Source organism: Pseudomonas putida, assembly GCA_041071465.1.
Classification (GTDB): Bacteria; Pseudomonadota; Gammaproteobacteria; order Pseudomonadales; family Pseudomonadaceae; genus Aquipseudomonas; species Aquipseudomonas putida_P.
Window position 1 is genome coordinate 5,768,223 of sequence record CP163498.1, and the last position, 25,198, is coordinate 5,793,420.

Genomic DNA, 25,198 nt, shown 5'->3' on the forward strand with positions numbered 1-25,198 from the left:
ATGAATGACCTGCTGACCAACGTCGACTGGGCGGAAATCGCCCAGGCCTGCCTGGAAACGCTCAGCATGCTGGGCGCCGCACTGGGCTTTACCGTGCTCTTCGGCCTGCCCCTTGGCGTACTGCTGTACCTGACCGGGCAGCGCCAGTTACTGGCGCACGGCCCGCTGTACCGAAGCCTGTCGGTGGTGGTCAACGTGCTGCGCTCGCTGCCGTTCATCATCCTGCTGATCGTGCTGATTCCGCTGACCACCCTGCTGACCGGCACGTCGCTGGGCGTGAAGGGCACCATCCCGCCGCTGGTGGTCGGCTGCACGCCATTCTTCGCCCGCCTGGTAGAAACCGCACTGCGCGAAGTGGACGGTGGCCTGGTCGAAGCCAGCCAGGCCATGGGCGGCAGCATCGCGCAGATCATCCGCTACACCTTGCTGCCCGAAGCGCGCACCGGGCTGATCGCGGCGGTCACCGTCACCGCCATCGTGCTGGTCGACTACACCGCCATGGCCGGTGTGATCGGCGGCGGCGGCCTGGGCGACCTGGCGATCCGCTTCGGCTACCAACGCTTCCAGACCGATGTGATGGTGGTCACCGTGCTGCTACTGATCCTGCTGGTGCAGGTGCTGCAGATGAGCGGTGACCGCCTGGTAAGACACTTCACCCGCCGCTGAACCCCGACTCTTCTCAGGTACTGACCATGAAAAACACCCTCACCGCCCTCGCCGCTTTCCTCGCCTTCAGTGCCCAGGCCGCCGAACACCTGGTGGTTGGCGCCACGCCGGTACCGCATGCGGAAATCCTCGAGTTCGTCAAACCGGCCCTGGCCAAGCAAGGGGTCGACCTGGACATCAAAGTGTTCAACGACTTCATCCAGCCCAACCTGCAACTGGCGCAGAAGAACCTGGACGCCAACTACTACCAGTACCGGCCATTCCTCAACGACTTCAACAAGACCCGGCACACCGACCTGGTGCCGGTGGTAGGCGTGCACATCGAGCCATTCGGCGCCTATTCGGCCAAGTACAAAACCCTTGCCGAGCTGCCCGACGGCGCCAGCGTCGCCATTCCCAACGACCCGGTGAACACTGGCCGTGCCCTGGTACTGCTGGCCGAGGCCGGGCTGCTCACGCTGAAAGACCCGGCCAACCCGCAGTCCACTCAGCGCGACATTACCGACAACCCCCACCACCTGAAGATCCGCGAACTGGAAGGCGCCATGCTGGCCCGCTCGGTGAAACAGGTCGACCTGGCCTTCGTTTTCGCCAACTACGCACTGGAGGCCGGCATCGATACCAACAGCGCGCTGATCGTTGAAAAAGGCAAGGACCTGTACGTGGAATACCTGGTCGCCCGCCCCGACAACCTGCAGGACCCGGGTATCCAGAAGCTGGCCAAGGCACTCAATTCCCCTGAAGTGCGCAACTTCATCCTGACCCGCTACAAAGGCCAGATCGCCCCTGGTTTCTGACCCCTGACGCCCTCTGGTGACGGAGGGCATGGAACCCGAACATGAGCCGTTACCAGCAGCAAATCCAGCCAACCGACGCGCACCTGTGCCTGCGCGGCATCCACAAACGCTATGGCGCCGTCAGCGCGCTCGACGCCATCGACCTGCAAGTGCGCCGGGGCGAGGTGTTCGGCATCATCGGCCGCAGCGGCGCGGGCAAGTCCTCGCTGCTTCGCCTGCTCAACCGCCTGGAAGCACCCAGCGCCGGCCAGGTACTGATCGACGGCCAGGACATCGCCGGGCTGCAAGGCAAGCCCTTGCACGCGCTGCGGCGCAAGGTGGCGATGATCTTCCAGCACTTCAACCTGCTGGCCAATAGCACGGTCGCCCAGAACATCGAGCTGCCAATGCGCATGGCCGGGGTGCCGCAAGCACAGCGCAGCGCCCGGGTGGCGGAGCTGTTGCGCCTGGTCGGCCTGGCCGGCCGTGGCGGCGCCTACCCCGCGCAACTGTCCGGCGGCCAGAAGCAGCGCGTCGGCATTGCTCGGGCGCTGGTGCTGGAGCCGCAGATTCTGCTGTGCGACGAAGCGACGTCGGCGCTGGACCCGGAAAGCACCCAGGCGATCCTCGACCTGCTGCGCAGCATCAACCAGCGGCTGGGCCTGACCATCGTCCTGATCACCCACGAAATGCAGGTAATCCGTGATCTGTGCGACCGTGTAGCGGTACTGGAACAAGGCCGCATCGTCGAAACGGGCGCGGTGTGGGAAGTGTTCGGCAACCCGCAGCACGCCGTCAGCCGCACGTTGCTCGGCGAGGCCGCGCCTGCAGCACAGGCCATTGCTGCCGACAAACGCTACCTCGACCTGCACTACACCGGCGGCAAAGGGCTGAAGCCCGATCTGGCGGCCATCGGTGCCGCGCTGGGCGATGGGGTGAGCCTGTTCTCGGGCACGATCGCCCCTATCCAGGGGCGGTTCCTTGGGCAACTGCGCCTGGCCATCGCCAGCGCGACGCCAGACGACGAGCTGTTGCGCCAGGCCAGGTTGCTGGCAGACCGCGCCGACTGGGCCTGATCAGCGCAGCGCCTGGTCGAGGTCGCGCTGTAGCGAGCCGACCTCTTCCAGGCCCACGTGCAGGCGCACCAATGCACCACGCACCGGGGTTGCGAAGCTGCGCTCACCCAGCTCGGCCAGGGTCACCAGGCTCTCGTAGCCACCCCAGGAGGCACCGATGCCGAACAGGCGCAGGCGATCGATGAACGCTTCTGCCCGGCCCAGGCTGGCGTCGGCCAGTTCGAGGCTGAGCAGGCCATTGCTGCCCTTGAAGTCGCGGCGCCACAGGGCATGCCCCGGGTGCTCCGGCAACGCCGGGTGATACACCCGCGCCACGTCCTCGCGTGCTTGGAGCCACTGGGCGATCTCCAGGCCCTGGCGCCCGTGCACGGCCATGCGGCTGGCCAGGCTGCGCGCCCCACGCAGCACCAACCAAGCATCGTCCGGGCTGACCGTGCAGCCGCAGGTATCGCTGCTGCGCGACAACGCGGCGAAGGCCTCTTGGGTGGTGCACACGCTGCCCATCATCACGTCGCTGTGCCCGCCCACGTACTTGGTCAGGGCCATCACCGAGATGTCTGCGCCCAATGCCAACGGCTGGTACAAGTAACCCGAACCCCAGGTGTTGTCGACCGCCAGCAGGATCCCGCGCGGCTTGCACAACGCAGCCATGGCCGGCAGGTCATTGAGCTCGTACAGCAACGAACTCGGGCTCTCGCTGTAGACCATGCGGGTGTTCGGGCGCAACGCGGCCTCCAGGCCGTGGCCATCGGCGGCGAAATAGCTGACTTGCACACCGAACGGCTGCAGCAGCTCGCGCGCCAGGCGCCGCACCGGGCCATACACCCCATCGCTGAGCAGCACATGGTCGCCGGGGCGCAAGTAGGCGAGAAAGGTCTGAGTGATGGCTTGCAGCCCGGTAACGAACAACTTGCAGCGGTAGCCGCCTTCCAGTTCGCTGACCAGGTCTTCGAGGGCAAAGGCCGTGGGGTTGCCACGGGCACCGTAGCTGAGCACCCGTTGCTGGTCCCGATGGCTGCGCGCTTCACGCTGTTCGGCGACGCTGTCGAACAGCACGGTGCTCAGGCGGCTGACCGGTGGGTTGACGCCGTGGGCCCCTTGGCCCGATTCGCCACGCCCGGCATGCACCAGCCGTGTAGCGACCGGGTCGCTGTGCGTCAGGGGGGTGAAGCTGGCAACCTCGGCGGCGCTCATCTGTGCGATCAGCCCGGTCTCCCAGGCCAGGTAGCGGCGTGCCGCCTCCTTGTTGCCGGCGTGTCGGTCATGGACGAAGAACAGGAAATCGATGCAGGCGGCGTCTGGCAACGAGGTGTCGTCCGCGACCTGCGGCCACTCGGCCAGCAACGCCTGGGGGAACAGGCGCGCAGCGCGACGTTGTGTATCTGGCAGTTCGCTGGCAGCCAACTCGGCGACGCGAGGGTCGTCGGCAATGAACACCAGGCGCCCAGACTGCTCACGCACCTGCTCGGCCAGCCCTGGGCGGATCGCCCACTGCGCGCCGCGCACGTGGCGCTGGCGGTAGGCCGTGCTCGGGCGCAGGTCCAGCAGCAAGGCGCCCTCCAGTTCTGCAGCGCTGGCTTCGGCCAAGGTTACCGCCAGCGGCGGCTGTGCCGGCAATGCCAAGCCACTGCCCAGGCCGCCTTCGAGGACGTACGCATCATGCCCCATCTGCCGCAGCCAGCTGGCCACCACCGGGGCACGCACGCCGTCGCCATCGAACAGCACCACGCGCGCCTTGCGCACGCCAATGTACAAGTCGGTGCCCTGCACCAGTTGCCCGCCTGGGCAATGCTGCGCGCCGGGCAGGCTGCCAGCGGTGAACTCCTCCGGGGTGCGCACATCGCACAGGAACAGCGTGCGTTGTGCATCCTGCTGCCAGGCCTGTACCTGCGCCGCTGCCACCCACTGCACCCCGACCTTGTGCGCCAACCCCGTGGCGCGTGCCCGTTGCCGCCCCAGTGCCTGGCCGCTATGCGGCGGATACCCGCGTTGCCCCCCGTGCTCCAGTGGCAGGTCGACCAGGTACCAGCCCTGGGTGCCGTTCTCCAGGGCATAGACCGGGTTGTCGATGCCGAGGTTGATCAGGGTTTGCGCGCCGATGATGCTGCGGGTACGCCCTGCGCAGTTGATCACCACCGGTGTTTGGGGGTCATGCACCAGGTCCTCCAGGCGGTAGCCCAGTTCACCGTTGGGGCAGCAGGTGGCGCCGGGGATGTTCATCTTGGCGAACTCGTCCAGTGGCCGGCCATCGAGCAGTACCAGCGGCTTGCCCTGGCGTTGCCATTCGGCCAGCTCCTGGGCGCTGATGCGTGGGGTGTGGCAGGCATGTTCGACCAGTTCGCCAAAGGCCTTGGAGGGCAGGTGCACACCGGCGAACAATTCAAAGCCAGCGGCCTGCCAGCCCTGGCTACCGCCTTCGAGCCAATGCACGGCCTTGTAGCCCAGCGCCTGCAGGCGCTGCACGCCGCGCTGCACCAGTTCGCCGCCGGTTGCGTCGTAGACCACCAGACGCACCAGCGGGTTGGGCGCCAGGCGCGGGGCCTCGATTTCCAGCCGGCTGTACGGCAGGTTCACGGCGTAGAACAGGTGAGCTTCGCCGTACTGGCCGTGCTCGCGCAGGTCGAACAGGGCGATTTCGTGGCCGTCGAACAGCCAGTCATGCAGTAGCGCGGGGGTGATGCTGGGAGTCATGGGACGCAGTCCGTGGTCGTTTACAGGGTTGAGCTCAGGCAATACGGATCAAAGGCCGTATGCCGCGATCGAAGGCGCCATCTGTGATTTGTTGTAGTTCACCACGCTGCCGTCGTCCTTGACCCCGTAACGGTTCTCCAGCGACTCCAGCGGCCGACCATAAAGGTGGAAGTGCAAGGTCGGCTGATCTCCCTCCACACGAATGCCATGCAGGTCTTCACCCAGGAACGCCACGGAGGTCCCTGGCTGCACCACGATCTCCTGCTCCAGCGCCAGGCGTGCACGGGCCGGGTCGCTGCCGTCATCTTCGCGGCGATACACCCGGTTCAGCTCCTGCCCCTCGACGGCGACGATGACTGCCCATGTCTCATGGTTGTGTGGCAGGGTCGCCTTGCCCGGCAGCAGCGAGTTGACGTACAGGGTCGGCGACTCGCCATCATCGTTCAGGCGGTAGCGGAACTGGGTCTCGCCGGTGGTCGCGTCCGGTGCCGGGAAGCGCTCGAAATTGAACAGTTCGCGGCGCTCGGCAAGGCCTTCGAGCAAGCGGACGATCTGCTGCAGGGCGGCGCGGTCGACACCACGCTCATGGATAGCGCGCACTTGCGCCAGAAACGGCTGGATCACGGATTCACGGGACATTATCGGTTTCTCTTCTTGGCTAGCGGAGGTCACACGCTGAGGCTGTAGCGCCCCAGGTTGCTGAAAACATCGGGCGCCGGGCGGCTCGGGCGTTGGCCGCCCTCACCCAGCGCATGCTGCAGAAAGGCACGGGTACGCTCGTGTTGCGGGGCGCGGAACAGTTGTTCGGCGCTGCCATGCTCGACGATCCGGCCATGCTCGGTGAAATACACCTGGTCGCTGATCTCTTCGGCAAAGCGCATTTCATGGGTGACCAGCACGCAGGTCATGCCTTCCTCGGTCAGCTCACGGATCACCGCCAGCACTTCGCCAACCATCTCTGGGTCCAGCGCCGAGGTCACTTCATCGAACAGGATCAACCTGGGCCGCATCGCCAAGGCACGGGCAATGGCAACACGCTGCTGCTGGCCACCCGACAGCTCACCTGGGAAGGCTGCTGCCTTGTGGCCCAGGCGCACCTTGTCGAGCAGCGCCAGGGCCTGCTCGCGGGCCTCGGCGCGGTTGCGCCCAAGCACCTTGGTCGGGGCGATCAGCAAATTGTCCAGCACACTCAAATGGGGAAACAGGTTGTATTGCTGGAAGACAAAGCCCACCTGTTTGCGCAGGGCAATCAGCTCCGCCTCGCCGCGCAAACGCTCGACCTGGGTACCACCAATGCAGATGCTGCCACGCTGCGGCCGCAGCAGGCCGGTCATGCAGCGAAGGATGGTCGACTTGCCCGAGCCGGACGGGCCGATGATCGACACCGCCTGGCCCGCCTGCACATCAAGGTCGATGCCACGCAACACCGGGTTGTCGGCAAAAGCCAGGTGCACGTCGCGCAACTGGATCAAGGGTTCAGAAGGCATAGCGGCGCTCCAGGCGTTGGGTCAGGCGGGCAATGGGGTAGCAGTAGGCGAAGAACAACGCCAGCACGCTGAAGTACACCAGCACGGTGAAGCCGCTGCGGTTGACGGTGTTGGCGGCAATCTGCGCGCTGTCGATCAGGTCGTGCACCCCCACCAGCGAAGCCAGCGCGGTGCCCATGGTCACTACCGCGTACAAGTTCATCCAGGGCGGCAACATGCGCCGCAGGCACTGCGGCAGAATGATCGAACGGAAGATCTGCACGCGGCTGAAGGCCAGCGAACGCGCAGCCTCCCACTGGGTAGCCGGGATAGAAGCCACCGCACCACGGAAAATCTCGGCAACATTGGCACTGGCAGGCAGGGCCAGGCCGATCGTGACCTTGAGCCAGTCGGGAAAGGCCAGCCAGGTGCCGGCCACCTGGATTTCGAACGGGAACACGTACGAGGTGAAGTAGATCAGCACCAGCCACGGTGCGTTACGGAACACCTGCACCCACAGCCGTGCGACACCGCGCAGTGGCGCCAAGGGCGACAGCGACAGAACGCCTATGAGCAAGCCCAGCAACGTGCCCAGGCCAATGGCGCCAACGCTGATCTGGATGTTCTGCAACAGGCCCGCCCCCAGGGTCGGTGACCAATGCCACAGTGTGGCGAGGTTCTCAATGGCCATAACCCGGCATCCTCAGGCGCGCTTCCACGGCGCGACCGGCACAATTGACAGCGAAGCTGAGCAGGCCGTAGAACGCCAGGATCAGAATCATCAGTTCGATGACATTGTCGCCCTGGGTCCAGATCATGATCGAGGCATAGGTAATATCGTTGACAGCGATCGCCGACGCCACGGCGGTCATCTTCACCAGGTCGATAAGGTTGTTGACCAGCGCCGGCAAGGCAAAGCGCACGGCCAGCGGCAGCTGTACCTGCAGCAGTTGCTGGCGGCGGCTGAAGGCCAGCGAGCTGGCCGCCTCCAGGGTCACTGCCGGCACCGCCTCGATGCCGGCGCGCAAGGCCTCGGCGTGAAACGCCCCTTTGTGCAGGGATATCACCAGCACCACCCAGGCAAAGGGCGTCATCGGGTTGGCGTTGCCCAGGCTCTGGTTGATCAGCATGTTCAGCACCAGGAACGCGCAGTACAACTGCACCAGCGTCGGCGTATTACGAGTGACCTCGATAAAGGCCCGCGCCGGCCAGGCCAACCAGCGACGTGCGGACGTAAGCGCCGCCGCCAGCAAGACGCCAACCACAAGGCTGCCGACCACGCTGAACAGGCACAGGTAGACCGTGGTCAACGCGCCCTCGAGCAGTTTGCCGCTGGCGTAGGTGTCGAACAGAAAGCCGTAATTCAGGCCAAGCCGGGCGAGCTGCCCGACCAGCCCGTGCAGAACCTCGCTCATCAGGCGCCTTCGCCCTGCAACTTGGCACGCAGTTCCACCAACGCCGGCGAGGCCGGGGTGATGTGGTTGGCCTGCTCACGCTCGATCAGCCAGCCGCTGCGGTGCCACTGCTTGACGAACGGGTCCAGGCGCTGCTGGGTGTCGGTCTCACCCAGGCGCGTCCAGATCACCGACGGCGCCGGGTTGAGTTCGGGGGCCAGGGCGCGGTAGCCGCTCCACTCGCCACCTTTGGCCAGCAGCGGGTTGATCAGCGTGGCATCGTGCACGGCAGCCACGCAGTTGTTGCCGCGCAGGGCCAGCAGCGATTCGGCCGAGGTCTTGAAGGCTTTGATGTCGGCACCCAGCTCCACCAGCGCCTGGGTGTAGCTGCTGCCCTGCGAAGTGCACACCGGCTGGCCCTTGAGCCCGGCCCAGGTGTTGATCGGGCTGTCCTTGGCCAGCGCCGCGGTACCGCCCACGCGGTAGAACGGCGTGGGCACGTGGCCCAGCAATTTGTCGCGCTCGGGGGTCCATTCCATGTTGGCGATCAGCAGGTCGACCTTGCCCTGCTGCAGGAACTGCACACGGTTGGCCGGCTGCACCGCAACGAGGTCGACCGCCACGCCCAGCTGGCGCGCCAGGTCACGCGCAAGGTCGACGCTGAAACCGACCGGTTCGCGGGTGGCTGGGTCGATGGCCCCGAACGGGCCACCGGACAACACCACGCCCACGGCCAGCTTGTGGCGTTGCTGGACCTTGTCCAGGGTGGCATCGGCCTGGGCCAGGCCGCTGGCGGCCAGCGTGGTGGTGGCCAGCAACGATGCGAGCAGCCCGCGACGGGCAATGGTGGACAGCGACATGATGGGGGTTCCTCGTCCCGGCAGCCGGAACACCCGGCCAATGAGCGCGCATGCTAGAAAGTTGCAGGGATGAGGGGAAATTCAAATATCGCCTATCGTTATAACACTGAATGAACGGAAAATTTTCAAAATGGATATAAGCCTCGAAAAATAGGGGGCACACAGATAGCCTCTTGATCAAGCACCCAACAATAGATAAGTATTCATTATCTTTAGCCGTGCATCATTAATGTAAAAGCACTGTGCGCCCCTCTCCCCCAACGCTGCCTGGCCCACTCCATGAGCACCCTCGACCTCGACCTGCTTCGTACGTTCGTCGCCATCGCCGACCATTCAAGCTTCGCCGAAGCCGGCCGCAACCTGGGCCGCACCCAGGCCTCGGTCACCCAACACATGCAACGCCTGGAACAACAGGTAGGTGTACCGCTATTGCGCAAGCAAGGCCGCCACAAGTCGCTGACCGACGCTGGCCGTCAGTTGCTGCGCCACGCCCGGCAAATGCTCGCGCTCAATGACGAGGCGCTCGCCGGCCTGCGGCTGGATGGCCCCAGCGGCGTGCTGCGGATCGGCTCGCCCCACGACATCGCCGACACCATCCTGCCGCCACTGCTCAGCCACATCGCCCGCTCGGCGCCCAACCTGCGCCTGGAAATCGACGTTGGCCGCAGCCCGTTCCTGATGGAAGACTTGCAGCGCGGCAAGGTCGACATGGTCATTTCAACCCGCACCGCACCGGGCCTGGAAGGCTTTGCGCTGCGTACCTCACCGGTGTGGTGGATATGCGCGGCGCAGTATCAGCACCTGCCCAGCGAGCCGTTGCCGCTGGTGCTGGTGGACGAGCCCAGCCTGTACCGCAAACTGGCCCTGGAGGCCCTGGAACGGGCCGGTATCGCCTGGCGCCAGGCGTACCTGGCGTCCAACTTGATCGGCGTCAAGGCAGCGGTGCGCGCCGGCCTGGGCATTACTGCGCGCAGCCAGGAGATGGTCGGCCCCGACATGCGTGTGCTCGGCCAAAGCGACGGCCTGCCGGCGCTACCCGATGTCACCTACCACTTGTGGGTGCGGGCCAACACCGTCAACCCGCTGGTGCGCCAGGCCTACGCGATGGTGCGCGCCAGCGCGGGGCTGTGATGGCTGGCACCCGCGCAGCTACACCGGTAGCTCAGTGGTCAGCTTGATCTTTTCCATCGGTACTTCGGTCTTCACGTTCTGCACCACGCTCAGGCTGGTCAGGTGCTTGATCTGAAAGCGCCGATAGGCTTCCAGGTCAGCCGCCACCACCCGCAACAACAAGTCGCAGTCGCCCGCCATCACATGGCACTCCACCACTTCGGGCAATTGGCGCACGGCCTCGACAAACTCATCGGTGGTGTCCTGATCCTGACGCTTCAGCCATACGCGCACGAACAGGGTCAGGCCCAGCGCGACCTTGGCCGGGTCCAGCAATGCCACATAACGCTCGATCACCCCAGCCTCCTCCAGCAGCCGCACCCGTCGCAGGCACGGCGAAGCAGACAACCCCACCTGTTTGGCCAGTTCCTGATTCTGCAACCTGCCGTCGCGCTGCAGCGCGCGCAGGATGCGGCGGTCGATGGCATCGAGCTTGATTGGCATTGAACGTTCTCTTTTTTTAAGTATTCGGTAGCAGATGCCAAATGCTCTGCGCATCTGTGCAACTACGCAAGCCAATTCCAGCGATTCATTGGAATAATTTTCCTCCACTGGAGGTGACCATGAATACCCTTGAACCTGTACTGAACGATCCCCCTGCCACCACACCGCAAAGCGAATTGCGCCGGGGCGCCGTTGCCGCCCTGCCGGTGCTGCTGGGCTTCATCCCCTTCGCCCTGGTACTGGGCGCGCAAGCTTCCCAGCACCAGCTGGCAGCCGGCGAAGTGGCGTTGATGACCGGCCTCAACTTCGGTGGCGGCTCGGAGTTCGCCGCCATCGAGCTGTGGACCTCACCACCGGCAATCCTGGTGATTGTCGCCATGACCTTGCTGGTCAACAGCCGCCACCTGCTGATGGGCGCGACACTGGCGCCGTACCTGCGCCACCTGCCATTACCCAAGGCACTGGGGGCGCTGTTCTTCATGTGTGACGAGAGCTGGGCCATGGGCCTGGCCGATGCGCGCCAGCGCGGTGGCTTCAGCCTGCGCTATTTCATGGGCGTGTCGCTGAGCCTGTGGGCCACCTGGGTCACGTTCACCAGCCTGGGCGCGCAGGCCGGGCCGCTGCTCGGCGACCTTCGCAGCTATGGCTTCGACATGGCCTTCGCGGCAGTCTTCCTGGTACTTCTCAAAGGCATGTGGAAAGGCGTACATGCCGCCGTGCCATGGCTGTTCAGCCTGCTCACCGCAGCGCTGTTCTACCTGCTGATCCCCGGTGGTTGGTACGTGCTTGCGGGTACCGTGGCTGGCCTGGTGAGCGCTTACCTGTGGGCCAAGCCATGATGGACGTTTCGACGCTGGTCACCATCCTGGGCATGGCCGTGGCCACCTACCTGACCCGTGCGCTGGGCTTTTTGCTGCTGCGCAAGCGCACCCTGGGGCCACAGCTGACCCAGGTGCTGAACGCCGCGCCCGGCTGCGTGTTGATTGCCGTGATCGCTCCCAAGTTCGTTTCCGGGCAGCCGGCCGACCTGATTGCGCTGGGGCTCACGGTGTACGCAGCCACACGGTTTTCGCTCTTGCCGGTGGTGGTGTTCGCCATTGTCGTGACCGGGGTGCTGCGGATGCTGTTGCTGGCATGATCCGCCGCTGCACCTACACTCCATTGACCCAAATCAAGCCCTCGCGCCGGGTTCACGCGACGATGGCTGCACGCAAGGAATGACTCAAGCACCGCCAGGCGCACATTGTTCAAGGTTTGCCTTCGACCACTGTGCGCGGCCTTGAAAAGGAGCCCCACATGAGCCCGCTGAAACACATACTGGTCGCCACCGACCTGTCCCCCATGCCCGCAACGCAGCAGAGCGCGCTGCCTACCTGAGCAACACGCAGCAGGCCGCACTGGACCTGCTGTACGTTGCCAACCCGGCCCCCTTCGAGCGCCTCAAGCAACTGGTGGCGCCTGATGACGACCTGTTGAAACGGGTACTGGACAGCGCCGGCGAAAAAACCCGCGCACTGGCCGCCATGTTGTTCCAGCGCTACGACATTTCTGCGGGTGTGCAGGTTGCCAGTGGTTCGGTGATCACGGAAATCACCCGGGTAGTGCAGGACAAACACAGCAACCTGCTGGTGTGCGGAGCCAAGGGCCAGAGCGTGGCGCGGCGCCTGCTGCTGGGCTCGACCGTGCAAAAAATGCTCAACCACATGCCCTGCCCGTTGTTGGTCGTCAAGCCGGCACCTCGTGACGCCTACCGCACCGTGCTGGTTCCCGTCGATTTTTCACCTGTTTCGCTGCGCGCGATCCAACTGGCCAAGGCCATTGCCCCGCAGGCCGAGATCATCCTGCTGCATGCGTACGAAGCCCCGTTCGAAGGCAGCGTGCGCTTCGCCCATATCGACCAGGACACCCTCACCCGCTACCGCAATGTCATCCGCCAGGATGCAGTGGCACAGTTGGCCGCATTGAGCGAAGCTGCCGGCGTAGCCGATGCCCGGCAGATCGTGGTGCACGGTGACCCTGGCTGGCGCATTGCCGAGCAGGAACAGGAGCTGGAATGCGACCTGATCGTGGTCGGCAAGCAGGGTACGAGCGCGCTGGAAGAGCTGTTGGTGGGTAGCGTCACCAAGCATGTACTGGACGAATCGCAGTGTGATGTGCTGGTAACGCCTTAGCTCGCCGTATTTGCGCTGACGGAGTAGTGCGCAACGATCTTGCCAGCACAGGCTTGAACACGCTGTGCTGGCCTGATCTGTTGCGTCAGCCTTCACCTTCGAATGATTGAAATTGCAACTTCCAACTGTCGTTGATTTTGATCCAGCTCTCGACGAAATTTATCTGCTTGCTCCCTTGCGGCGTGACAATGAATGCCACACCACTGACAGCTGCAAGGTTACCCAGCTCTCGCACTTCGACATTCGACTCCGTTCGTTTGTGCTGAGAAAAAGCTGACGCGTCCTGGCCACGGAGCACAGAAAGTTTATGTAACTGGTTTTTCTTGTACATGAACTTTATGCCGTTCGTCGAGAAGAACCAGTCCGCTTCCAAGTAATCCAACTGCTCGATATTCAGTGTATAAAAAGCGTTGTACCACTCTTTGCGCATCAACGACAAATTTGATGAGATCTTCACAGTATCCTCTTCAGGTCCATTTCTTCCTGAACCCGCTCGCTCCATGCCGCATAGGTTTTTATCGCTTGCTCAACGCCACTGTTGTAAAACGCCGGACCGCAGACCTCTTCGATGAAATCGAGGAAAAACTCAACCTCAAACTGCCCCAACTGCAACTCAAAGGTATCGGCACAATACGCCTTCAACTTGCCAATCATGAGCGCTCGCGCTTCCGGTGAAAGTGAAATTTCAGGCATCTCGGGTCCTTATATCAGGCAGGTTGAATTTTATATCTCTTCCCTGCATACAGTCTTCGACAACCGCCGCCTCCCACTCATCAATGTCAATATTCGCAAGGCAGGCGTAAAGCACCCCACTCAACCTGGCATTGCCAATAGCATCACTGCCGTGGGCAATGGGTTCGCGCAGTTCCGCCGACGCCTCCAGGCGCTCCAGGACCATCCTGATCAGGTCAATCTTACGGGGCCGTACAACAGGGAAGGAAATGTGCATCGAACGCTCAGTTTCAGTGAACACATTATGCCAATAACCGGCAGGTACATAGATGGCCTGGCCTGGCGTCAAGGTATGGCACAGCATGGGCTCGCCGGCGGGAGGCGTTTGGTCGAAACTCTTGTCATTCAACAGTGGATAGGGACGTGTGGGCGCATAGACTTCCCACCGTTTCACACCTTCGATCTGCACTGCAATTACATCGTGGTTGTCGAAGTGCGCACCAAAACTTGGCGTTGAACTCCAGGCACAATAAAGATTTGCCCCGGACCGGCAACGCAGGTGTGTAGACAAGTAGCTTGCCGCTTGTTGAGCGCGCTCAAAAAATGCCTGGCAGCGATCAATGATCAATGTGCTACCGGTTTGCAAACGCTTCAGAAGGTTGTAACGGTTGATATGCGGCGAGGTCTCACCTGTCACCGTCAGGGTATAGGTTACAAACCCCTTGAAGCCACGCTCGGAGGGGATGCCATCGTTCGCCAGGCGTATTCTGGGGTAATCGAGAATATCCTTCTCAAGCAGGTTGTTGATTTCACCCCAGCCCACCAGCTGGTGGCCCGTGACCGACTCGAATACGAAGGGTTTCTTCTGAAAGGCCGAGCGAATGAAGAAGTCCATTTCAGGTAACGCAAAATCCATGCGGTCCATTAATATTCCCTATATCAGTTTTTCAGCATCTGTGGTGCGGGTGCCTTGCGTCAAGCCGAATCTCGGCGCGCAGTCAAAATGCCTCATGAAATGGCTGTCATGGGTCACAATCAGTACGCGGGAGATCAAGGCCTTTTGTTCAACCAGGCGTTGCAAGCCTGTGACCGACGCCGGGTCAAGGTGGGTGGTGGGCTCGTCCATGACGAGCAACGCGGGCTTCTTCAACAAAGCCAGGATAATGCCAAGCTTCTGTCGCTCGCCCGCTGACAAGTTCTGCCCTTGCTCACCCACCTCATACGCCAGCGGCTTGTCGAATGACAGGGTACTTGCCAGTACGGCGTATGCGTCCAGGTCTACGGGGCCCAGAAAGGTCTCAAGGTTCTCGGCAACCGTACCACCGATAAAGACCATGGTTTGGCTGGTCATGGCGATCCAGTCGGGTGTCAAACCATAACGCTCAGGCTGCCGGGTGACGCCATTGAAACGAATGCACCCGCTGTCAGGGCGGTCAACCCCGGCGATAAGGCGCGCAAGCGTCGTTTTCCCGTGCCGTTGGTACCCGTCACGAAAGTGGGCAGGCCTGCTTTGCAAGGCACGTTCGCGGTGACGCCTTGCAGGATGGGCCTGCCGCCTTTGCTCTTGCAAAGTTGGTGCAGGGAAATGTCGATACTTGCAGGGTCGGCGGGCTGATCGTGATGCACCGCGGCGGCGTGCATTGCCATACGGCCAAGCGATTCCTCAAGTACGACGAAATCGATGCGCGCCTTGTTAAGTGTGCGCCACAGCACACCGATACGGTTCAAGGGCAGAAATACTTGAAAAAGAAACGTGGCCAGCATGATCAGGCTGCCCATCGTGGCGTAGCCCTGGTTGAATCTGAATGCGGCCCCCGCCAACACCATTGCACTCCCGGTAAATGATACGAGGGTGGTGACAATGCCGAACCTGAAGAATACCTGGCGAACACGCTGCTGCGCTGAGAGGTAGCGGTCTACGGCCACCCCATGCCTATGCTTCAACCTGCCACCTGCATTGAACAGTTTTTCGCAGAGCCCTGCCGCGATCACACTGTGGAGCACGCCATTCAAATACTTTTGCGTGATTGCAACTCGCTTGATCAACGGAAAGCGTGCACTGGTCATCTTGATGACCACCGCCATATAGGTGGCAACCACTAGAGTGAAACTGCCTGCAATCACGCCATCAAAATAGAAGCTGACACAGCCAATGACGAACACGGTTTGAAATAAGATGGGCAACGCCTCACCCCAGATAACCCTGATATAAGCACTGACCGATGACATGGCGGCTTCATAGGTAGCCACCATCTCGCTCCTATTGAGCTGTTCCAGTTGTTCAAGGTAGATGCGGCCAAGCTTGTCGAGGTACGCCGCCCTGAGCAGCGACTCAACCCTGATGCAGTAGCCGTGTGACAACCACTCCACGAGGGCAAAGCTGCAGGGCATCGCCAGGCGAATGGCCAGGAAGCCCGCGCAGAATGCAACCAGGCCGGCAAGGCTCGCGACTGATTCAGGATGATCGATTGCAAAGCGCATCATCAAACCGAATGACACGAACAGCAGCGAGGCGAGCAATGTCAGGCCAGCGATCCCCACCTGCCTGGCAATACCGGTTTTAAGTGTACGTTTTTCGATTTCGGTCACGGTAGCACTCGTTGTCGTCGATCGCCCACCCAAGGGTGGGCGACCCGTCCATCAATGGTTACGATTGGAATTGCACATGCAACCGGCGCCACAGCCCTTGCCGGAGCAACCGCACACATTGTTGAGCACGACATTGCGATCCAGTATGTACTTGAGAATTTGCTCCTTCGGAAGTTTCAGCATCTCTGCGTTCACCCGCCCTTGCTCGTCGGTTTGCAGGTCGTCCAGCATCAGCGGCTTACGTCGAGCATTGAGGCTTTCGATGCTAAACTTCTGCGCATACTCGCCGTACCACTTGATGACCGTATCGTCGCCCAGCACTTGCTGGGTTTTGCGCAACTGGAAAGCAAAATCCTGTTGTTTCTGCGTTGCAAAGGTCATGTTGTGCTTGGCCAGGTGCTTTATTTCCTCTTTCAGCATGTTCCGCGAGAACGGAAAATGATGAAGAAACCCACCCATGTATTCATTGCAAAACGCATAATAGTGGTCGGTGAACTGAAGAAAGGTATGCCACATTTCATCAATCACTTGAAACTGATAGTAAATGGACACACTGAAACACTCTCGCTGGCACTGCGCAGCCAGCAACAGGAATTTCTTGGTTTCCTCGAAGAGCTCTTCTGCCTCCTCGCGCGTGACATCCCACTCCTTGCAAAACTTCAGTACAACGTCTTCATTTTTATACTGCGATACCGCCTGCGCGTCTGCAACGCGCAGGGGTGTGACGATGGCATCGCTGGTAATTCGTTGCTGTAGCATAAAATATCCTTTTCATGCATTGATATCGCCCTTGCAGTTACCGGGCTTGGTCGTGGGGCGTGCCTGTATTGAAACTTTTCAGCCACCCGCTTCACGCCAGATTTGAACTTAACACTTGCCACTTGCACCCCCGAACTGCGACAGGCTGTCGCACCCTGAAAGCCAAGCCCAGGGCTGCCGTCCGCCATGCCAGGCGCCACTGCCATGCTGCGGTAGATTGTCGCAGCCGCATCACCCCCTTGACCCCGCTAGTGCGCCCGGGACGGGCAACCACCGGCGAAAACTGTCCGGGCCTTTACCACTGAGTGGGCTCCAGGAAAACTCCCAGGGCGGAGGGGGCAAGCAGTTCGTCTGCTCCACTGTGAAGGGGGTTGGCCGCATGCCCGGCTTCCATTCCACCACCACATCTGCCATTGGCTGCCACGCCAGGACCAGGCCACGCGCCTCAGACATGTCGGCAGCTATCCATAAGGCAGCCGCCGCGACCATGAATGCCTCGATGTGCGTCTCGGTTACCTGTGCCTTGTAGGGTGAGCCCAGCAGCCAACGGCAGACGCTGATGTAATAGCTCCAATCCAAGGCCGGGTGATGTCGATAAGCCCAGGTCATGAAGCAGCGGAACAGTTCCAGACCTTCCGGCGGGTCTAGCTTGAGCAAGCCTGGGCACACGTCGAACAACGTGTGCCAGTACGGCAGTAGTCGCGCGTCCAGCTTGACGAACGTACGGGCGTTGCAGGGGTAATCGGGAAACGGCAAGCGAGACTCACTCAAGCGTGCAGCGCGAGCCGGGGGGCAAAAGCGTGAAGTGGCCAAAGGGCGAGACATCATGTGCTCCATGCATCAGATAGCCTTGAACAGGCCCCGCCTTGATTCCTGGCGGGTAGTGTGCGTTTCGGGACCGTTCTGACAGGTAGATAGGGGGGAGCACGCGGATAAAGCGAAAGCCAGCGATGCCGAGGCGCATGGCTGGCGCAGGTCAGTACCGTCATGAGAGGGTTGATCCTTGACCGACGTTGCAGATAGCAGCGCCTGCTGCGGGCATGCGCAGCCAGGCATCGTGCTCGATACGCGGGCGCGAGCCCGCATCAGCGCCTAGGCGCCGGCAACGTCAAAAAGGAGAAGCTCGGGGGTTGGCCGTGGGCCAGCAATAGCGTGGAGGCGCCTGGCTGCGCACCTCGCTGCAAAACCGCCTTGGGTTCGCACAGCTGAGCAACCAGGCGACCCCCAGGAGGAACACCAAGGTAAGGAAGTTCGCCGTACACGTTGGACAGGCGAACAGGTTGCTCCAGTCCGCCGTGGACGATGTGCCGTGTTGCTGGGCCTGTGAGGTGGAGATGTCATTGGCCAGGCTGCAGAAGCCGCCACCGATGCCATTGAGCGCCAAGCCCAATGCCTGCCCGTGACCCAGGCCACAGCAAAGCACGTTGAACAGGACACTGAAATACAATGCCCAGGCAATGAGGGGCCGATTACCGGTGCAGCGATCCATGGCCGGCAACTCTAGCATCCAGGCTCGCGAGTGAGAAAGACAGCATCGCACCACTTCAATGGCTACGTGCGTAAAGGACCGGGAAAAAGCACGTCAATCGCTATATACTTTTATATACACCGATACCCGTAAAGCCAGATGAAGCCGTGATGTGCCTGCAAATCGAAATGCTGAACGAGTCCGACAACGGCGCTGACGCTCTGCTCGGCGCAACCAATCACACCGTGGGAAATGCCGGCATTCGGCGCAGGAATCAGAAGCTGATTCTGCAGGCTGCCAGCGAAGCGTTTGCCACGACCGGCTTCACCGCCACTCATTCGCATGATATTGCCGAACGTGCCGGGTACCTAAAGCCAACCTCTACTACTACTTTCAATCCAAAGAGAACCTGTACGTGCAGGTGCTGATGAGCTTCGTTGATCCGCTGGTGAGGGCCTCGGCAGCGCTGCGCAAAAGCGACGACCCGATAGTAGGCCTGCGGGCCTATATCAAAGCCCTCATCCGCATCATTCGCGAGCACCCGTTCAGCGCCGCCGTGTTCAGCCAGGAGTTGCTCTCAGGGGGCAAGCATCTGCCAGAGGCATGCAAGAACCTGCTGCACGAGGAAGCCCAGCGCAACGTCGCCTGCCTGCGCAACTGGATCGACCATGGCCGGCTGGCGCCCTGTGATCCTGAGCACCTGATGATCTTCATCTGGTCGTCGACACGCACCTACACCAATCTGGCCTGGCAAATGTCGCAGCTCAGAGGCGTAGCCGAACCTGACAAGGCTGACTTTGACCGCGCCACCCGAACGGTCACCCAAATGGTGTTGGGCGGTATCGTCCCGGCATGACCGGCAACCTGGCAGCAAGCAGGTGCTGCCGTGATGCCAGGTAGAGGCCTGGTCTTGCGCCGACAATGCCGCATCCATAGCAAGGAGAACTGACGTGTCCACGACCGCGATTGCCTGCCAGGATGCTGCCGCTGGGCACCATCGGCCTTTAACTGCGTCATGCGTTGGAAGAGCCCCAAAGCACCTGCAAATCGTGCCCCACGCGATTTCCTCTGGACCAGAAGTGGCTGCGCAGCCTGGTACTGGACGCCGCCCGGAACATTGGTTTGCCGCGCTGAGTGATTTCAGTCGCGCGAAACATTCAAAGCGGCACAGACAACCCGACCTTGACCTTGTCCAGAACGATCAACGTGCGGTAAGTCAGGATGTCTTCGTTATCGGCAAAATGCAGCCTCACCAGCTTTTCGAAATGCGCCACGTCACGGGCAAGCATGACGATGATGAACGACACCCCGCCGTTGACGAAGTAACACTGCTGTATCTCTGCCACATTGGCGAAATAACGCTTGGCGCGGTCCATCACCTGCGAGCGATCGTCCCGCAAGCGTGATTCGACGATGGCCGTGATCATCTGGCCAACACACTCCGGGGCAATGACTGCGGTGTTGGCAGTGACCACTCCGCTCGCCTCCATCTGTGCAATACGCCGCTGTACAGCCGGTGTGGACAGGCCGATTTCCTCGGCAATGGCGCGCTGCGAGGTTTTGTTGTCTTGCTGCAGCAGCCGCAGAATCGCGTGATCGAAGCCGTCCAGCGGACGGTTGGCGCAGTCACTCATTTTCGGGTTCCAAAGAAAGCAGTTCACTCGTCAGAGGCCCATTTTCACAGTAATTGCTTCGCAGGCCGAGCACTAAAATGTCGCCTCGACCGATGCTGGAGCCACGCGTGGACGCAAAAACTGCTGGAACCTTCGCCCCTGTCGGCGCAGCCATCGCCGCGCTGGTCTCGGTGCAAACCGGTGCTGCCTTGGCAAAAACCTTGTTTCCATTGATCGGCCCCGAAGGCGTTGTCGCCCTGCGGCTGGGCTTGTCCGCCGTCATCTTGCTGGCGGTGCTGCGCCCTTGGCGCATCTGGGGCCAGGCCAACATGCTTCATTTGTTGGGTTATGGCGTAATGATGGGGCTGATGAATATTCTGATTTACCGGGCATTCCTCTATATCCCGGTGGGCATCGCGGTGTCCATCGAGGTCATCGGCCCACTGGGCGCGGCCTTGCTGTCTTCCCGGCGGCGGATCGACCTGCTGTGGATTGCCCTGTCGGTCGCCGGGCTTACCTTGCTGCCATGGGGCACGGGCAGTCAGGGCCTCGACCCGCGCGGGGTGATGTACGCGCTCGCGGCTGCATTGGCCTGGGGGCTGTATGTGATGCTTGGCAGCAAAGTGGCGGTTCACGGCAAACAGGCAGTCGGCACCGGGATGTTGTTTGCCGCGCTGCTGGGCGTACCACTTGGTGTCAACCACGCCGGTGCCGAGTTGCTGGCGCCATGGGTGCTTATGGTCGGGTTGGGCGTAGCGCTGCTTTCCAGCACGGTGCCTTTCCTGCTCGACATGTATGCCATGCGGCACTTGCCGCCCAGTATTTTTGGCGTGCTGCTCAGCGCTTCGCCCGCTGCGGGGGCGATAGCAGGCTGGTTGATCCTCGGTGAAGTGCTGGCACTGACCCAGTGGCTGGGCATAACAGCCATTGCCTTGGCCTGCGCAGGGGCGGCACTGGTAGGGCGTGGTCGCTGAGCGCGGGCGCTCTACGCAAGGCCTTTCATCGATGGCGCTGATGATTACTATCGAGCGGCCTGCCTGTCGGCCTGACCAGGCCGTCTCTATAATCGCCTGCAAATCCCCCCGCTCCTGCGCCTGCTACAGGCGACATCCCTCATGGAACCGAACCCCATGCCAAGCAACCGCCAGGCCTCTCGTGGCCTTCCCGAACATAATCAACAGAGTGTCACGCAGCAGTGGCTGGCCATCCTCTCGGTCGCCGTGGGCGCCTTCGCCCTGGTCACCAGTGAGTTCCTCCCGGTGGGGGTACTCAACGATGTCGCCAGCGACCTTGGCATCAGTGCCGGCCTTGCCGGCCTGATGGTGACCCTGCCCGGTATCATGGCCGCGCTGGCCGCGCCTTTGATCTCGGTGGGTGTGGGGGCGCTGGACCGGCGCTACCTGCTGATCGGCCTGACACTGATCATGATCATCGCCAACGCCATCGTGGCCTACGCCGGTGACTTCAACCTGCTGTTGGTCGGCCGCGTGCTGCTGGGTGTCAGTATCGGCGGCTTCTGGGCGACCGCCATCGCCCTCAGCGGGCGGCTGGCACCTGACGGCATGGGCGTAGCCAAGGCCAACTCCATCATCATGGCGGGGGTAACCCTGGCGACGGTAGTGGGCGTACCCGTGGGCACCTGGCTGAGTGGCCTGATGGGCTGGCGCATGACCTTCCTGGTCACCGCCCTGGTCGGCGTACCCGTGCTGCTGGCGCAGGTATTGCTGTTGCCACGGCTGATGCCGGAAAAGGCCATTCGCATCAGCGACCTGCCAGCGCTGTTCGTCAACCCGCAAGCACGGGTCGGCTTGATCGCTGTTTTGCTGATCGGCCTGGCGCACTTTGCGGCGTACACCTATGTTGCACCGTTCTTCAAACAGAATGCCGGCTTCGACGGGCCGACCATCGGCTCGTTGCTATTGCTGTACGGCGTGGCCGGTTTCATGGGCAACATCTTCGCCGGCTTTGCCGCCAACCGCAGCGTGCGACATACCCTGATGCTGGTCGCGCTCATGATCGCAGTCAGTACCGCCCTGTTCCCGCACTTCGCCACCAGCATGACGGGCGCCGCGATGCTGATCGCACTGTGGGGCTTTGCTTTCGGTGCGTTCCCGGCCTGCGCCAATATCTGGATGTTCGTGGTGGCGCCCAAGGATGTCGAACGCGGCATGCCGCTGTTCGTGGCCATGTTCCAGGTGATCATTGCCGTGGGCTCGTTCTTCGGCGGGCAAGTGGTCGACCATATGGGCACCGCAGTGCTGTTGAGCCTGGCCACGGCGCTGGTGGGCTGTGGCTTCGTCACCGTGCTGGTGCTGGGACGCAACGTCAGCAATAGCCTGGCGACGCAGCCAGGCTGAGCTGCTGCACAGGTTCAGAACCACTGCCCGAAGCGGCGGATATAGAGGGCCTTCATGGCCTGGGCGACCACGCAATAGCCCAGCAGGATGGCAACCAGCCAAGGGAAGTACGCCCACGGCAGTGGCACCAGGCCAACCATCGCCCCCACCGGCGAGAACGGGATATAGACACCCAACGCCATCACCAGCCCCGTTGCCAGCACCACTGGCAGCGCGGCGGTGCTCTGGAAGAACGGCACCTTGCGCGTGCGCAGCATATGCACCACCAAGGTCTGTGATAGCAACCCCTCGATGAACCAGCCGGACTGGAACAGTGCCTGCATCTCGACGCTGTTGGCCGCGAACACGTACCACATCAGGGCAAAGGTGGTGATGTCGAAGATCGACGACGTAGGGCCGATCCACAGCATGAAGCGGCCAATGTTGCGCGCATCCCATTTGCGTGGCTTGCTGAGAAACTCCTTGTCCATGCGGTCCCAAGGCAGCGACAGCTGGGAGAAGTCGTACATCAGGTTCTGCAGCAGCAGGTGAATCGCCAGCATCGGCAGGAATGGGATGAACGCGCTGGCCACCAGCACCGAGAACACGTTGCCGAAGTTGGAGCTGGCAGTCATGCACAGGTACTTCATGATGTTGCCGAAGGTCTCGCGGCCTTTGAGCACACCCTCTTCAAGCACCATCAGGCTCTTTTCCAGCAGAATGATATCGGCCGATTCCTTGGCGATGTCGGTACCGCTGTCTACCGAGATACCGACGTCGGCATCGCGCAGGGCCGCAGCATCGTTGATACCGTCGCCAAGAAAACCCACCGTGTGACCATTGGCCTGCAGGGCCTTGAGCACGCGTGATTTCTGCAGCGGGGTGAGCTTGGCGAAGACCGTGCGTTCTTCGACCTGCAGCGTGAGGGTGGTGTCGTCCATGCGCTCGATGTCCTGGCCGAGCAATGGCAGGCCTGGCTCCAGGCCAACTTCACGGCAGACCTTGCACGTCACCACCGGGTTGTCGCCGGTCAGCACTTTGACCCGCACGCCCATGTCCCGCAGAGCGGCAATGGCCGGGCCGGCAGTTTCCTTGGGGGGGTCGAGGAAGGTCAGGAAGCCCTGGATCACCAGATCGCGCTCATCGTCGGCGTGATACTGCGCCTTGCCTTCGGCCGCCGGGATCTGGCGGGTGGCGACCACCAGTACGCGAAAGCCGTCCTGGTTGAAGGCGTCGGCACTGGCCAGCAGCTGTTGGCGGCGGCGCGGATCGAGGTTAACGACACCGTCGCCTTCCTGCACATGGGTGGCGATGGCGAGCATTTCCTCGACCGCCCCTTTGCTTACCAGCAGGTGGTCGCCCAGGGCATCCTTCACCACCACGGACAGGCGACGGCGGATGAAGTCGAACGGCAGCTCGTCGACCTTTGCATAGGCGTAGGGGGCCTGGAACTGGCGGTCCTGCCCTGCGAAATGCAGCACAGCTTGGTCCATCAGGTTGCGAATGCCGCTTTGGTGATGGCTGTTGAGCCAGGCCAGCTCGAGGATGTGCCTGTCGCGCTGGCCGTCAAAGCGCACGTGGTGTTCGAGGATGATACGGTCCTGGGTAAGCGTGCCGGTCTTGTCGGTGCACAGCACGTCCATGGAACCCAGGTTCTGGATGGCGTTCAGGCGCTTGACCACCACTTTGCGCCGGGCCATGGCCACGGCGCCCTTGGCCAGGTTGGCGCTGACGATCATCGGCAGCATTTCCGGGGTCAGGCCCACGGCCACGGCAAGTGCGAAGAGGAAAGCATCGCCCCAGTCGCCCTTGACCACACCGTTGAGCATGAACACCACCGGGACCATCACCAGCATGAAACGGATCAGCAGGCTGCTGACGCTGTTCACCCCACGGTCGAAAGCGGTCTGGCTGCGCGAGCCGGCAATGGCCTTGGCCAGCGAGCCGAAATAGGTGCGTGGGCCAGTGGCGACCACCACTGCGCGGGCGCGGCCACTGACCACGTTGGTGCCCATGAAGCAGATGTTCGCCAGCTCGAGCAGGTTGTCCTGGCTACCGCTGCCCCCGGTAGCGGACTTCTGCGCGACATGGCCAAGGGTGTCGTACTTCTCGACCGGCAGCGCTTCACCAGTGAGCACCGCCTGGCTGATGAACAGGTCACGTGATTCGAGCAGGCGAATGTCAGCGGGGATCATGTCGCCTGCGCAAAGCTGCACGATATCGCCGGCCACCAGTTCGTCCATGGGCACTTCGCGCAGACGCGGGGCCTGCCCGACCTGCTCGCGGCGCAGCACGGTGGCAGTGGTGCGCACCATGGCCTTGAGCGCATCGGCGGCCTTGGTCGAGCGGTACTCCTGCCAGAAGCGCAGCACGCTGCTGAGGCTGACCATGGTCATGATGATGATGACCTTGGTCAGGTCGGCGTCATCCGTTTGGCCTGCGCGAAGCGGCAGCCAGTAGTCGGTGACGAAGCTGATCCCGGCCAGGGTCAGCAGTACATAGATGAACGGGTTGTGCAGGGCCCTGAGCAATTGCACCAGGGCATGCGGTTGCGGGTCGTGGGCGACCTGGTTGGCCCCGTCGCGCTCCAGGCGCTTGGCGGCTTCGTGCTCGGTCAGGCCCTGCTCGCAGGCATCGAGGTTGGCGAGGGTGACAGCCAGGCCATTGCGCGCTTCACGGGCGGCACGCGTGGACAAGCGGGTTTCGCGTTCGGTCTTGGCCGATGAGGTGTCGCGGTGTTTGACAGTCATGTTGCTGTGCTCCTGCCGCTGCGGCGGCACGACACACAGACGTTTCACTCAGGCGGTGAACGAAGGCATGTCGGGTCGCAGATGAATACGGGTTCTTTCCGACAGAAATCTGTCCGCTGCCGAGGGTCGGAAGTTGTTTCGGCAGCGAACTTTCTACTCGCGCAATCCATGGTTTTATTCCTTTGTCATAAACAACAGGCCATACGCCACCGCAAACTTTTCATTTAAAAAGTTCGAGCACAAAGATACCGTTTGATATCTTTTATTCAGTGAGAAGTTTTGGGGGTTCCGGCGTGC

General features: G+C 62.0%; 25 protein-coding genes and 2 pseudogenes. 10 read left to right on the forward strand and 17 right to left on the reverse strand.

Annotation, left to right across the window (positions count from 1 at the left end):
• From AB5975_26475 to AB5975_26485, 3 genes are read left to right on the forward strand one after another with little or no spacing between them, the layout of a single operon-like run.
• Positions 1–666, forward strand: a complete 666-nt coding sequence (locus AB5975_26475; protein ID XDR23038.1) for a methionine ABC transporter permease — start codon at positions 1–3, stop codon at positions 664–666.
• A 26-nt stretch (positions 667–692) separates the two neighbouring features.
• Positions 693–1,463, forward strand: coding sequence for a MetQ/NlpA family ABC transporter substrate-binding protein (locus tag AB5975_26480; protein ID XDR19972.1), 771 nt, complete (start codon positions 693–695; stop codon positions 1,461–1,463).
• A gap of 41 nt (positions 1,464–1,504) precedes the next feature.
• Entirely contained in the window at positions 1,505–2,518 is a 1,014-nt protein-coding gene (locus AB5975_26485) for a methionine ABC transporter ATP-binding protein (GenBank protein XDR19973.1), read from the forward strand.
• Here AB5975_26485 and metC read toward each other — a convergent pair whose 3' ends face one another.
• The 6 genes from metC to AB5975_26515 are packed head-to-tail and all read right to left on the reverse strand — an operon-like array spanning position 2,519 to position 8,929.
• Positions 2,519–5,209: a cystathionine beta-lyase gene (metC, locus tag AB5975_26490; protein XDR19974.1), complete on the reverse strand. Its 2,691-nt coding sequence runs from the start codon at positions 5,207–5,209 to the stop codon at positions 2,519–2,521.
• A 48-nt stretch (positions 5,210–5,257) separates the two neighbouring features.
• Entirely contained in the window at positions 5,258–5,848 is a 591-nt protein-coding gene (locus tag AB5975_26495; GenBank protein XDR19975.1) for a cysteine dioxygenase family protein, read from the reverse strand.
• Between the two features lie 29 nt (positions 5,849–5,877).
• On the reverse strand, positions 5,878–6,696 hold the full coding sequence (locus AB5975_26500; protein XDR19976.1) for an amino acid ABC transporter ATP-binding protein: 819 nt from the start codon (positions 6,694–6,696) through the stop codon (positions 5,878–5,880).
• Positions 6,686–7,366, reverse strand: a complete 681-nt coding sequence (locus tag AB5975_26505) for an amino acid ABC transporter permease (protein ID XDR19977.1) — start codon at positions 7,364–7,366, stop codon at positions 6,686–6,688. The genes AB5975_26500 and AB5975_26505 overlap by 11 nt, the downstream gene beginning before the upstream one ends.
• A complete protein-coding gene (locus AB5975_26510; protein ID XDR19978.1) occupies positions 7,356–8,090 on the reverse strand; it encodes an ABC transporter permease subunit in 735 nt (244 codons plus the stop codon). Before AB5975_26510 ends, AB5975_26505 begins: the two co-directional genes overlap by 11 nt.
• On the reverse strand, positions 8,090–8,929 hold the full coding sequence (locus AB5975_26515; GenBank protein ID XDR19979.1) for a transporter substrate-binding domain-containing protein: 840 nt from the start codon (positions 8,927–8,929) through the stop codon (positions 8,090–8,092). The genes AB5975_26510 and AB5975_26515 overlap by 1 nt, the downstream gene beginning before the upstream one ends.
• Positions 8,930–9,208: 279 nt before the next feature.
• Between AB5975_26515 and AB5975_26520 the strand changes: the two genes are divergently transcribed.
• Positions 9,209–10,060, forward strand: a complete 852-nt coding sequence (locus AB5975_26520) for a LysR substrate-binding domain-containing protein (protein XDR19980.1) — start codon at positions 9,209–9,211, stop codon at positions 10,058–10,060.
• An 18-nt stretch (positions 10,061–10,078) separates the two neighbouring features.
• Here the strand turns inward: AB5975_26520 and AB5975_26525 are convergent, their stop codons facing one another.
• The gene (locus AB5975_26525) at positions 10,079–10,543 is read right to left on the reverse strand and encodes an Lrp/AsnC family transcriptional regulator (protein ID XDR19981.1); all 465 of its coding nucleotides are present in this window, start codon (positions 10,541–10,543) and stop codon (positions 10,079–10,081) included.
• 119 nt (positions 10,544–10,662) lie between these two features.
• On the opposite strand from AB5975_26525, the gene AB5975_26530 reads away from it, so the two are divergent.
• The 3 genes and pseudogenes from AB5975_26530 (at position 10,663) to AB5975_26540 (ending at position 12,714) form a co-directional block, all read left to right on the forward strand.
• Positions 10,663–11,382 (forward strand): AzlC family ABC transporter permease, encoded by a 720-nt coding sequence (locus AB5975_26530; protein XDR19982.1) that lies wholly within the window; start codon positions 10,663–10,665, stop codon positions 11,380–11,382.
• Positions 11,379–11,681 (forward strand): AzlD family protein, encoded by a 303-nt coding sequence (locus AB5975_26535; GenBank protein XDR19983.1) that lies wholly within the window; start codon positions 11,379–11,381, stop codon positions 11,679–11,681. Before AB5975_26530 ends, AB5975_26535 begins: the two co-directional genes overlap by 4 nt.
• A gap of 158 nt (positions 11,682–11,839) precedes the next feature.
• A pseudogene (locus AB5975_26540) lies at positions 11,840–12,714 on the forward strand (universal stress protein).
• 85 nt (positions 12,715–12,799) lie between these two features.
• On the opposite strand, the gene AB5975_26545 reads toward AB5975_26540, so the two are convergent.
• From AB5975_26545 to AB5975_26580, 8 genes are all read right to left on the reverse strand, one after another.
• Complete coding sequence (locus AB5975_26545; protein XDR19984.1) at positions 12,800–13,171, reverse strand: nuclear transport factor 2 family protein; 372 nt, start codon at positions 13,169–13,171, stop codon at positions 12,800–12,802.
• The gene (locus AB5975_26550; protein ID XDR19985.1) at positions 13,168–13,407 is read right to left on the reverse strand and encodes a DUF2164 domain-containing protein; all 240 of its coding nucleotides are present in this window, start codon (positions 13,405–13,407) and stop codon (positions 13,168–13,170) included. The genes AB5975_26545 and AB5975_26550 overlap by 4 nt, the downstream gene beginning before the upstream one ends.
• The gene (locus AB5975_26555; GenBank protein ID XDR19986.1) at positions 13,400–14,311 is read right to left on the reverse strand and encodes a cupin domain-containing protein; all 912 of its coding nucleotides are present in this window, start codon (positions 14,309–14,311) and stop codon (positions 13,400–13,402) included. Before AB5975_26555 ends, AB5975_26550 begins: the two co-directional genes overlap by 8 nt.
• A gap of 9 nt (positions 14,312–14,320) precedes the next feature.
• On the reverse strand, positions 14,321–14,833 hold the full coding sequence (locus tag AB5975_26560) for an ATP-binding cassette domain-containing protein (GenBank protein XDR23039.1): 513 nt from the start codon (positions 14,831–14,833) through the stop codon (positions 14,321–14,323).
• Complete coding sequence (locus tag AB5975_26565; GenBank protein ID XDR19987.1) at positions 14,755–15,975, reverse strand: hypothetical protein; 1,221 nt, start codon at positions 15,973–15,975, stop codon at positions 14,755–14,757. Before AB5975_26565 ends, AB5975_26560 begins: the two co-directional genes overlap by 79 nt.
• A 51-nt stretch (positions 15,976–16,026) precedes the next feature.
• On the reverse strand, positions 16,027–16,734 hold the full coding sequence (locus tag AB5975_26570; GenBank protein XDR19988.1) for a hypothetical protein: 708 nt from the start codon (positions 16,732–16,734) through the stop codon (positions 16,027–16,029).
• A gap of 231 nt (positions 16,735–16,965) precedes the next feature.
• Positions 16,966–17,490 carry a putative natural product biosynthesis protein gene (locus AB5975_26575; protein ID XDR19989.1) on the reverse strand — a complete coding sequence of 175 codons (525 nt, stop codon included), beginning with the start codon at positions 17,488–17,490 and terminating at the stop codon, positions 16,966–16,968.
• A gap of 352 nt (positions 17,491–17,842) precedes the next feature.
• The gene (locus tag AB5975_26580) at positions 17,843–18,223 is read right to left on the reverse strand and encodes a DUF2946 domain-containing protein (GenBank protein XDR19990.1); all 381 of its coding nucleotides are present in this window, start codon (positions 18,221–18,223) and stop codon (positions 17,843–17,845) included.
• Between the two features lie 149 nt (positions 18,224–18,372).
• On the opposite strand from AB5975_26580, the pseudogene AB5975_26585 reads away from it, so the two are divergent.
• Positions 18,373–19,058: pseudogene (locus tag AB5975_26585) on the forward strand (TetR/AcrR family transcriptional regulator).
• A gap of 301 nt (positions 19,059–19,359) precedes the next feature.
• Here AB5975_26585 and AB5975_26590 read toward each other — a convergent pair.
• A complete protein-coding gene (locus AB5975_26590) occupies positions 19,360–19,836 on the reverse strand; it encodes an Lrp/AsnC family transcriptional regulator (protein ID XDR19991.1) in 477 nt (158 codons plus the stop codon).
• 107 nt (positions 19,837–19,943) lie between these two features.
• On the opposite strand from AB5975_26590, the gene AB5975_26595 reads away from it, so the two are divergent.
• Both AB5975_26595 and AB5975_26600 read left to right on the forward strand, forming a co-directional pair.
• Positions 19,944–20,789 carry a DMT family transporter gene (locus AB5975_26595; GenBank protein ID XDR19992.1) on the forward strand — a complete coding sequence of 282 codons (846 nt, stop codon included), beginning with the start codon at positions 19,944–19,946 and terminating at the stop codon, positions 20,787–20,789.
• A gap of 156 nt (positions 20,790–20,945) precedes the next feature.
• On the forward strand, positions 20,946–22,172 hold the full coding sequence (locus AB5975_26600; protein ID XDR23040.1) for an MFS transporter: 1,227 nt from the start codon (positions 20,946–20,948) through the stop codon (positions 22,170–22,172).
• Positions 22,173–22,186: 14 nt separating this feature from the next.
• Here the strand turns inward: AB5975_26600 and mgtA are convergent, their stop codons facing one another.
• On the reverse strand, positions 22,187–24,901 hold the full coding sequence (mgtA, locus tag AB5975_26605) for a magnesium-translocating P-type ATPase (GenBank protein ID XDR19993.1): 2,715 nt from the start codon (positions 24,899–24,901) through the stop codon (positions 22,187–22,189).
• Between the last annotated feature and the right edge of the window lie 297 nt (positions 24,902–25,198).

Coding starts and splice junctions, on each gene's coding strand:
- AB5975_26505 (XDR19977.1), bottom strand. CDS start 7,366: ATGGCCATTGAGAACCTCGCCACACTGTGGCATTGGTCACCGACCCTG.
- AB5975_26480 (XDR19972.1), top strand. CDS start 693: ATGAAAAACACCCTCACCGCCCTCGCCGCTTTCCTCGCCTTCAGTGCC.
- AB5975_26555 (XDR19986.1), bottom strand. CDS start 14,311: ATGGACCGCATGGATTTTGCGTTACCTGAAATGGACTTCTTCATTCGC.
- AB5975_26520 (XDR19980.1), top strand. CDS start 9,209: ATGAGCACCCTCGACCTCGACCTGCTTCGTACGTTCGTCGCCATCGCC.
- AB5975_26535 (XDR19983.1), top strand. CDS start 11,379: ATGATGGACGTTTCGACGCTGGTCACCATCCTGGGCATGGCCGTGGCC.
- AB5975_26500 (XDR19976.1), bottom strand. CDS start 6,696: ATGCCTTCTGAACCCTTGATCCAGTTGCGCGACGTGCACCTGGCTTTT.
- metC (XDR19974.1), bottom strand. CDS start 5,209: ATGACTCCCAGCATCACCCCCGCGCTACTGCATGACTGGCTGTTCGAC.
- AB5975_26590 (XDR19991.1), bottom strand. CDS start 19,836: ATGAGTGACTGCGCCAACCGTCCGCTGGACGGCTTCGATCACGCGATT.
- AB5975_26495 (XDR19975.1), bottom strand. CDS start 5,848: ATGTCCCGTGAATCCGTGATCCAGCCGTTTCTGGCGCAAGTGCGCGCT.
- AB5975_26525 (XDR19981.1), bottom strand. CDS start 10,543: ATGCCAATCAAGCTCGATGCCATCGACCGCCGCATCCTGCGCGCGCTG.
- mgtA (XDR19993.1), bottom strand. CDS start 24,901: ATGACTGTCAAACACCGCGACACCTCATCGGCCAAGACCGAACGCGAA.
- AB5975_26515 (XDR19979.1), bottom strand. CDS start 8,929: ATGTCGCTGTCCACCATTGCCCGTCGCGGGCTGCTCGCATCGTTGCTG.
- AB5975_26475 (XDR23038.1), top strand. CDS start 1: ATGAATGACCTGCTGACCAACGTCGACTGGGCGGAAATCGCCCAGGCC.
- AB5975_26485 (XDR19973.1), top strand. CDS start 1,505: ATGAGCCGTTACCAGCAGCAAATCCAGCCAACCGACGCGCACCTGTGC.
- AB5975_26550 (XDR19985.1), bottom strand. CDS start 13,407: ATGCCTGAAATTTCACTTTCACCGGAAGCGCGAGCGCTCATGATTGGC.
- AB5975_26600 (XDR23040.1), top strand. CDS start 20,946: ATGCCAAGCAACCGCCAGGCCTCTCGTGGCCTTCCCGAACATAATCAA.
- AB5975_26570 (XDR19988.1), bottom strand. CDS start 16,734: ATGCTACAGCAACGAATTACCAGCGATGCCATCGTCACACCCCTGCGC.
- AB5975_26510 (XDR19978.1), bottom strand. CDS start 8,090: ATGAGCGAGGTTCTGCACGGGCTGGTCGGGCAGCTCGCCCGGCTTGGC.
- AB5975_26530 (XDR19982.1), top strand. CDS start 10,663: ATGAATACCCTTGAACCTGTACTGAACGATCCCCCTGCCACCACACCG.
- AB5975_26580 (XDR19990.1), bottom strand. CDS start 18,223: ATGGATCGCTGCACCGGTAATCGGCCCCTCATTGCCTGGGCATTGTAT.